7 protein-coding genes and 1 pseudogene are annotated in these 8996 nt (G+C 54.2%); 6 read left to right on the top strand and 2 right to left on the bottom strand.

Annotation, left to right across the window (positions count from 1 at the left end; all coding sequences use genetic code 11):
• Positions 1 to 125: 125 nt before the first annotated feature.
• A pseudogene (locus tag AB7E06_RS17745) lies at positions 126 to 557 on the top strand (PLP-dependent aminotransferase family protein); the annotation flags it as partial.
• A gap of 12 nt (positions 558 to 569) precedes the next feature.
• Here AB7E06_RS17745 and glyA read toward each other — a convergent pair.
• Positions 570 to 1865 (bottom strand): serine hydroxymethyltransferase, encoded by a 1296-nt coding sequence (glyA, locus tag AB7E06_RS17740; RefSeq protein WP_094197464.1) that lies wholly within the window; start codon positions 1863 to 1865, stop codon positions 570 to 572.
• 663 nt (positions 1866 to 2528) lie between these two features.
• Between glyA and AB7E06_RS17735 the strand changes: the two genes are divergently transcribed.
• The 5 genes from AB7E06_RS17735 (at position 2529) to AB7E06_RS17715 (ending at position 8226) form a co-directional block, all read left to right on the top strand.
• The gene (locus AB7E06_RS17735; protein ID WP_094197465.1) at positions 2529 to 3482 is read left to right on the top strand and encodes an AurF N-oxygenase family protein; all 954 of its coding nucleotides are present in this window, start codon (positions 2529 to 2531) and stop codon (positions 3480 to 3482) included.
• Positions 3479 to 4531: a 2Fe-2S iron-sulfur cluster-binding protein gene (locus AB7E06_RS17730; RefSeq protein ID WP_094197466.1), complete on the top strand. Its 1053-nt coding sequence runs from the start codon at positions 3479 to 3481 to the stop codon at positions 4529 to 4531. Before AB7E06_RS17735 ends, AB7E06_RS17730 begins: the two co-directional genes overlap by 4 nt.
• A 32-nt stretch (positions 4532 to 4563) precedes the next feature.
• Positions 4564 to 5286: a glutamine amidotransferase gene (locus tag AB7E06_RS17725; protein WP_094197467.1), complete on the top strand. Its 723-nt coding sequence runs from the start codon at positions 4564 to 4566 to the stop codon at positions 5284 to 5286.
• A complete protein-coding gene (pdxK, locus tag AB7E06_RS17720) occupies positions 5283 to 6149 on the top strand; it encodes a pyridoxine/pyridoxal/pyridoxamine kinase (protein WP_121739412.1) in 867 nt (288 codons plus the stop codon). Before AB7E06_RS17725 ends, pdxK begins: the two co-directional genes overlap by 4 nt.
• An 85-nt stretch (positions 6150 to 6234) precedes the next feature.
• Entirely contained in the window at positions 6235 to 8226 is a 1992-nt protein-coding gene (locus AB7E06_RS17715; protein ID WP_094197469.1) for a BCCT family transporter, read from the top strand.
• Here AB7E06_RS17715 and soxR read toward each other — a convergent pair.
• The gene (gene soxR / locus AB7E06_RS17710; protein ID WP_094197470.1) at positions 8223 to 8699 is read right to left on the bottom strand and encodes a redox-sensitive transcriptional activator SoxR; all 477 of its coding nucleotides are present in this window, start codon (positions 8697 to 8699) and stop codon (positions 8223 to 8225) included. The two genes, AB7E06_RS17715 and soxR, sit on opposite strands and share 4 nt — an antisense overlap.
• Positions 8700 to 8996: the final 297 nt, after the last annotated feature.

Raw genomic sequence — 8996 nt, 5'->3', positions numbered from 1 at the left:
GCCACACGCGTGACTGGAACCCGATTGGCGAGGTGTGGTTAAACCCGCCGAAAGAAAGTGCCGCCGACGATCACAAACTCAGCCGCGCGGCATGAAGAAAACGGACATCATTGTTGACAAACACCGAACTGGTCAAACCCTTTACCCAGGCACGCAGCATCATGGACGGCCACACACCGCAAATCCTGCAGCTGACGCTGGCCCGCTTTATGGAAGACGGACACTACAACTCTCATATTCGCGCCATGCGCAAGTTGTACGCAGGACGACGGGAAATCATGCTGGAAGCCATCGAGCAGCACTTGCAAGGCATTGTTCGTGCTGCCCGACCCGAAGGTGGTTTGCAGATTCCCTGCTTTCTGGAGCCGGGCTGGTCAGAGGAGCACACCTTGCGCCGCGCCTTAAGTGCCGGGGTTCAACTGCCAGGCTTGAGCCGTCTGTACATTGGTGAGGAAAAACAACAGGGCTGGTTACTGGGCTATGCGTCTCTGACCGCTTATGAAATCGAGTCAGCCATGTTGCGTCTGGCCAACGCCCTACGTCAGGGCAAAGGCTAAAGGAGCCGGGTATCAGTACATCAAGGGGTATCGTCGATTCAGGTCGGCGACCCCTTCCAGAATGGCATTTTCGGTACGTGGGTTGCGTGAGCCACTACGCACACCGCCCAGCAAAGCCAGAATCATGTCGCCAATTTCTTTGAAATCATCCTCACCTAAACCACGAGTGGTACAAGCAGCACTGCCTACGCGCACTCCCGAATACGCCGCATTGTCTTGCTCATAAGGCACCCGGTGTTTGCTCAAACTAATGCCTAGCTGAGCCAGCACCCGCTCCACCAAAGGGCCGGACAAATCCCAGGGGCGCAGGTCCACCACACCAAAATGACAGTCTGTTCCCCCCGACACCACCGTCAACCCGCCCTCGGACAAGCGGCGGCACAAGCTGCGAGCGTTATTGATGACGGACTGGGCGTAGGCTTTATAGGACGGGCTCATCGCCTCACCCAAAGCCACCGCCTTGGCAGCCATAATGTTCAGCAAGGGTCCGCCTTGCAAACCTGGATACACGGCCTGGCTCAAGCGCTCGGCCAACTTGGGTTCATTGCTCAGGATAATGCCGCCACGCGGACCCCGTAATGTGCCGTGAGTGGAAAAAGTGGTGACGTGTGCATGTTTGACCGGCGAGTCCATCAAACCCGCTGCGACCAGGCCCGCACTATGCGCCAAATCCACCATCAGATAGGCATTGACCTCGTTAGCGATATCTCTGAATTGGGCAAAGTTCGGGGTTCGTGCATAAGACGAGCCCCCGGCAATTATCAGCCTTGGGCGCTCCTTGTGCGCCAGGGCACGCACTTCATCCATATCCACCCACTGGGTCTGACGATCTACTCCATACGAACAGGTCTGAAACCAGCGGCCCGATACATTGAAATGCGAACCATGGCTAAGATGGCCACCCGCGCTTTGATCCAGCGCCAAAATAGTATCCCCAGGTGAGAGCAAGGCCAGATATACCGCCAGATTGGCCTGGCTGCCTGAGTGCGCCTGCACATTGGCATAGGATGCCCCAAAGACCGCTTTGGCCCGTTCGATAGCCAGCTCTTCAGTCTGATCCGCTTGTTCGCACCCGCCGTAGATCCGCTGTCCTGGATAGCCCTGCGCCTGCTTGTTGCTAAGCAAGGAGCCTTGCACATCCAAAACGGCTCGGCTCAGGTAGTTCTCGGAAGCGATCAATTCAATGGTGTGTTGTTGCCGACCCCGCTCGGCTTCGATGATGTCCCAAAGATTGCGATCACTTTGCTGTAGAAATTGCGAACCCACCAGAGGCTGGTGGGGGGTGTCGCCACCGGCAAGACTCTTCATGGGAGTTCCTGTTCAAAGATTGGCTACTTTTACAACCGTGGCTGCTTTTCAGGCACGAGAGAAAAACTCAACCCTGGCCTGATGGCTCCAAGGGCGAAAGATACACATCCTATTCTGTTTATCAAGTTATTAAGCAGTCCAATAAAACTTTATTCACCAGACCACTTTTTATTATTGTTATTTAAATAAACATTTAAAGCATAAATAATTAAAAACCCTCTGAAACACAGCCAGAAAGCCAATCCCGATCATTCTTATCAAGAATTAAAACAGGATTTTATTTTCTGCTTTTAAGTGGTCTGTTAAATGATCTTGAAATGGTCTGTCATTTATTGTCATAGGATCATTAGAATGCAGCCAACGAATACTCAACAGCCATACTTCTATTCGCTCAAACAGATTATCACTCTTTTTAATCTGCAAACGACAGAAACATCCCCAGTTCCCCACAACCACAGGAAACGCCATTGCTTTAACGGCAGTTCAACCATGCTGATCCCCAAGACTTGAGAGACTCGATGACGGGTTTTTTTGGGCCTTGCTCATAAGGACCGGCAAATCCTTTTAAGCCTGCGGATTTCCATTTGGAAATAGAGATAGGCGAAATACAGAAACGACCTGTTCATTTCGAACAGATCGCAATCAACAGCAAGGAAGTTTGAAATGACAATCAAAAGCTACGAAACTGATGACGCCGTACGTAATATGCTGCAAAAGCTGTCTGTACTTTGGAAAAACCGGGCCGCTGTCAATCAGGAACTGCCGGACTACAACAATCTGGCGTTCGACCCCAGCAAGGCGGATTTCAGCGAATGCCTTTTGCCTTTCCGTGAGCATCAGGCCTGGTTGGAAGCCCCCGAGGAATTAAAATCGCAGTGCTTGTCCTATGCCTGGGGTATTTACAACCTTAAAACCATTTACGTTGAATGCAACGTGGTTACCCCTTCTTGCGAAGACATCATCAAAACGCCGCCCCCAAGCTCCAATCGCAATCTGCTGCAAGATGTCATGTCCCAAGCCTTGTTGGACGAGGCCCTGCACACCCGCATGTCGATCATGGCGTGCAACTACATCTATTCCATGCGCGGCCTGCAGCCGCTGGACTTCACCAACTTCAACCTGGTGCAGTGGCGCAATGACATCCTGAGCCAGTGCAGCTCCGAATCCGAACGTCGCCTGACCCGCTTTGCCATTGCCTGCGCGTCCGAGACCCTGATTACCGACTACCTGAAAACCATGGCCGAGGACAAGAGCATCCAGACCGTGTGCCATGAAGTCACTCGCACCCATGCCATGGACGAATGGAGCCACTCCAGCGTGTTCAGCTTTGTCGCTTCGGACATCATTCACGGCCTGAGCCAGAAAGAGCGTGAACACATGCGTGCCATCATTTTGCGCACCGTGGAAATGTTCGCCAACAATGAAATGGGCGCCTGGGAAAAAGTGTTTTCCATGGTGAACTTCCCCAATGCTCGCGACATCCTGCACGATACGGGCGACTCCAACGAGATTGGCGTGTACACCGGTTCGGTTGAAAGCCTGATCGAGCGCATTGGCTTGAACAGCAAATCGGGGCAGGCACAGGCCCAAGCCGAGCAACAGGAGGCGCTGCAATGACAGCCACGATTCAGGCGCGCTGCGAGACCGTTCGCCCCGAGGCCGGAAACGTCAAAGTGTTCACCTTGCGCGTTCAAAGTAAACACTTCGATTTTCTGAGCGCCTTGCGGGCGGGCAAGCATGTCGCCCTGAGCTACCCCGATACCGGCGGCACCATTCAACAGCGTATGTACTCGATCACCCGTATGGCTGATCCAGACCTGATTGAAATTGCCGTAAAAGGTTCGGGCCGCAATAGTGTCTCCGATCATTTGCACGCCACCTTGCGTGAGGGCATGAGCGTGCCCCTGCAATATGTGGCGGGTGATATTTCGGTGGACTCTATTGTGGGTTATGAGCGTATCGCCATGATCGCAGGCGGCATTGGCATTACCCTGCCCATTGCCTTGCTGCGTGAGTTGGCGGCGCGAGCCCAGGATGGCTTGCCAGTACCACAAGTACATTTGCTGCTCAGTATTGCTCGTATTGCCGACATCCCCTTCTTGCACGAACTGCTGCAGCTGGATCTGAGCACCAGCTGGTTCACACTGACGGTGTTTGTCACGCAAGAAAAAATCCGCGAAAGCGCGCATTTCAAAGTGGGACGTCCCTCCTTTGAGAACATGGAGCAGTTGAAAGACCCGCAGGCTGTTGTGATTTGCGGCAGTCATGGCTTTGCCCAGGCCTTGCGCGAATACACGATTCAAGCGCATCCCATCTCGCATATGTTGATTGAAGCTTTTTCCCCGCCTGCCAAGTCCGGTGTGGAAATCCTGCCTGAAGCAGGCAGCGCTCCCTTGCAAATCAATGTACGCAGCACAGGGCAGACGCTCTCACCCGAACCAGGCAGTAGTTTGCTGGAAATGCTGGAAGCGGCCGATGTTCCTATCCGCAGTCAGTGTCGTTCAGGAATTTGTGGTGCTTGTCGGGTACAGATCTCGGAGGGCGAATACCGCTCTGAACCGGACTTTTGCCTCAGCGACCAGGACAAGGCGCAAGGTCATGCTCTGGCATGTTGCACCTTCCCCCTATCGGGCGCCATGAATGTAGACATTGGTACCACGAGCTGACATCCTTACCATCTGAATTAAAAGAACCCCCTATGAAGAAAGTCATCGCACTGCGTCATATCCATTTTGAGGACTTGGGCACACTGGAACCTGTTCTGATCGAGCAGGGCTACCAAGTTCAATACATTGACCCTTCCGTCGAGTCACTGCGCCACGTGGGTGAACAGGACGCTGACCTGCTGGTTGTATTGGGCGGGCCAATCGGCGCCTACGACGAAAAGATTTACCCATTTCTCTCCGATGAGCTGGAGCTGATCAACAAATTCCTGCTGGCTGGCAAACCCTTGCTGGGCATTTGTCTGGGCGCACAACTGATTGCGCGTGCCCTGGGAGCCAATGTGTATCCACTGGGTGTGAAAGAAATCGGTTTCTCTCCCTTGAAACTGACTGATGCGGGCAAAGAATCGCCCCTGTCCGCAGTTAGCGGTATTCCTGTCCTGCACTGGCACGGGGATCAGTTCGATATTCCTGACGGTGCCATTCACCTGGCCAGCACGGATGTGGGCCCCAACCAGGCCTTCTCCTTCGGAACCCAGGTATTGGGCCTGCAATTTCACTTGGAAGCCGACACCAGCAAGCTGGAGCGCTGGCTGGTTGGTCATGCCAACGAACTGGGCCAAGCGGATATCGACCCGCAAATGCTGCGTCTGGAAGCCATGGCGGTACAAAAGCGCCTACACGCCGCTGCCGCTACGGTCCTGACCGACTGGCTCAGCCAACTTAAACAAACCAGTTCCGCTGATTGTGCTGCATGAACACAGCTGTAACGTTTGTTGATCGTGAACGACATCCCTACCATGTGGATGTCGTTTCGATTCAGTCCCAAGTCGTCTACGGTCGGGTGGGCAACAATGTTGCCGGCCCGACTTTGCGTAGACACGGTTTTAAAGTAGCCGCCGTTCCCACCGTGTTGCTTAGCAACAACCCGCAATATCCCACGGTGCACGGCGGTGCTGTACCCGATGAGTGGCTAGAAGGCTTTCTGAACGATCTGGTCTTGCGCGGTGCGCTGGACAAGGTGCGCGCTGTGCTGATCGGTTATCTGGGCAGCGCCAATCAGGCCATTATCATTGCGCGCTGGTTAAAAGCGCTACTGCAAGAGCACCCCGACATTCTGGTCATTGTGGACCCGGTCATTGGCGATCTGGACGTAGGCGTCTATGTAGACCCGGCTCTGATCCCCGTCTATCACCAGACCTTATTGCCGCTGGCTACCGGCTTGACACCCAATAACTACGAGTTGTCCTTACTGTCTCAACAGTCTTGTGACAGTATTCAGGCCAGCTCAAACGCGGCTCACGGCCTATTGAATGGCCGTACCGAATGGGTCATTGCCACCAGTGCCGCCCCCGAATCCTGGCAAGATGGCCAGATCAAATTATTAATGTCTCGCAAAGAACCACGTGCCGACACGCTGCTTAGCCATCCACGCGTCGACTGTGCGGCCAAAGGCACCGGCGATCTGTTTGCTGCCACCTTGTTGGCTCACCTGATATTGGGCGCAGACCTGCATTCTGCTGTGCATACAGCCAGTGCCAATGTGCTGCACCAGTTGGAGTTGACACGGCAGGCCGGACATCAGGAATTAATTTTGCCCATAGATCCTTTCCGAGCCTGAGCAAATATTTCTTAATCTAACAAGACTTTCAACTGTCAGCCGTTCTCGTTAAGCTGTGCCCTCTTAGTTACAAACGGAGCATGACATGGGGCTGCCTTTTAGAAGCACGCTACATCCACGGGTGTTCTGGGGATCTACCTTTATCGTCCTGATTTTCTTGCTGATCGGGATCATTTTCCCTAAAGACGCCGCGCTTATTTTTGAACAGTTGCAAGACTGGGTCATCAAAAGCTTCGGCTGGTTCTACATCCTTGCCGTCGCCTTATTTTTCTTTGCGGTGGTTTATCTGGCCTTAAGCCGCTATGGCAATTTGAAATTAGGGCCCGATGACTCTGAGCCCGACTACCCTTACCTGACCTGGATGGCCATGCTGTTTGCCGCCGGCATGGGTATTGGCTTGATGTTTTTTGCCGTGGCCGAGCCGCTGCAACACTTCTCGGCCCCCCCTTCAGGGCTGGCTAGTACAACCACGTCAGCCCATCAGGCACAGATCATCACCTTCTTTCACTGGGGGGTGCATGCCTGGGCGGTCTATGCCGTAGTCGGGCTATCACTGGCTTACTTTTGTTTTCGTTACAACCTACCACTGACGATTCGCTCGGGCCTATACCCGCTGTTTGGCAAGCGCATCGAGGGTTGGATTGGCGACAGCGTTGATATTTTTGCTGTCTGCGGCACCTTGTTTGGTATTGCCACCTCCATGGGTCTCGGTGTTTTACAGATCAACGCAGGGCTTGAATACCTGTTTGGCTGGCCTCAAGAGACCTGGTTACAGATCGCACTCATTACCGGTGTCACCGCCTTGGCGACCTTATCGGTGATCAGTGGTCTGGATGTGGGCATTCGGCGCCTTTCCGAACTGAACCTGCTGGTAGCCGTGTGTCTGATGCTGTTTGTGCTGACTGTCGGCCCCACCTCCTTTTTAATGAATGCTTTTGTACAGAATATTGGCGGATATCTGGATAACTTTTTCGCTCGCTCATTCAGTACACAAGCATTCCGAGAGCAAACCTGGATGAAAGCCTGGACCCTGTTTTACTGGGCCTGGTGGATTGCGTGGTCGCCCTTTGTCGGCATGTTCATCGCCCGCATCTCGCGCGGTCGTACCGTGCGCGAATTCGTCCTGGGGGTCTTGCTGGTTCCAACCGTGTTCACCTTTTTCTGGATGACCGTATTTGGCAACACAGCTATTTTCCTGGATATGGGAGTTGCCGCTGGCCAACTGGCTCAAGATGCAGCCAATAACGCCTCTGTGGCCTTGTTCGAGTTTTTTGAATACCTGCCCTGGCCTGGTGTCACCTCGGCTCTGGCGGTACTGCTGGTTACCATTTTCTTTATCACATCAGCAGACTCCGGCTCCCTGGTGATCGACACACTGGCAGCCGGTGGCGTAGAAGACGCTCCTGTATGGCAACGGATTTACTGGTGCACGCTGGAAGGTGTCGCCGCTGCCTTGCTTTTGTTGGCCGGTGGTCTCACCGCGCTGCAAACTGTCACTTTGGTCAGCGCCCTACCTTTTGCTGTGATCGTCTTTTTGCTGATACTGGGACTGTTCAAAGGCATGAAAGCGGATATGTCACGTATGCGTCGCCAAAGCCCCATGTCCGGCCCGGCACCAGGCTCAGAAGTGTCCTGGCGTCATCGGCTCTCGACCATCTTGCACACGCCCAATCGACGGGATGCTCGTCGCTTTATGGGCGCGACCGTCATTCCCGCGCTGCAGGCGGTGGCCGACGAACTGGGTAAACGCAATCTGAATGTCAGCCTGGAAACCAGCGATCAAGATACCGCTCAACTGACGATTCAGGCGGATAACCAGCGCAACTTCGTCTATGGCGTGGAACTGCGTGCCCGTCGAGTTGCCAGCTTTACGGCAGCAGCAGCCCGCAACGAGCAGGCACATCCTCAGGAATGGCAGATACGCACGGTCTTTGCCGACGGCAGCCGGGGTTATGACCTGATGGGTTTGTCCTCCAGCCAGGTCATTAACGATATCCTGAACCACTTCGAGCGCTATCAGGCCTTGGTCACCTCCGAGGCGACCGCTCTGTACGCACAGTCGCCCGACCCGACCTAAACCTCTGATCCGGCCTCCAGCTTTCTTTCCAGAATCTGGGGGCCGGGCCCTTGCTGGCCCAGGATATCGGCCGGATTACGCAAGGGACATTCACTCATGGACAAGCACCCACAGCCAATGCAGTGGGTCAGCTCATCGCGCAATCGCGTCAACTGCTCAATCCGATCATTCAAACTGTCTTGCCAGCGGCTGGACATGGCCCGCCATTGTTTGCTGGACGGTCTGCTACCCGGTGGCAAACCCTGCAAGGCCTCGTGAATTTCCTCCAAAGGAATTCCGGTACGCTGCGCCACTTTAATGATCGCTATGTAGCGTAAAACCACCGAATCAAAGCGACGCTGGTTACCACTATTACGGGTACTGGCAATCAAACCTTTCGCCTCGTAAAAATGCACCGTGGACACGGGCACGCCACTGCGCCTGGCCACCTCTCCCACCGTCAGCGCACGCGTGAAATCCACTGTTTTCGCCATTTCCACCCCCTTGACCTAAAGTTAACTTGAGGTTTTATAGTCCAGGTACCTAATTAAGGCAAGCCATATCGGCTGCCTCTTTATTGTCACAGGAACCTGCCATGCCTCCCCTCATTTGGACTATGTTTGCCGGACCTCTGTCATGGTTTCGGCAGTCCGTGCTTGGCCAGAGCACAATCAACACTGCCCTGGCAACCCAAGCCCGCAAGCCGCTTGCAGCAGCCATCCATTTCAAGCCCGAAGACTGGTCACAAAGCGATCAGCGATTCGGCTGGACGCTTCCGAACAGACAGCCCC

The organism is Alcaligenes sp., assembly GCF_050255915.1.
Classification (GTDB): Bacteria; Pseudomonadota; Gammaproteobacteria; order Burkholderiales; family Burkholderiaceae_B; genus Alcaligenes; species Alcaligenes aquatilis.
This window is presented reverse-complemented; position numbering and strand designations above follow the sequence as displayed.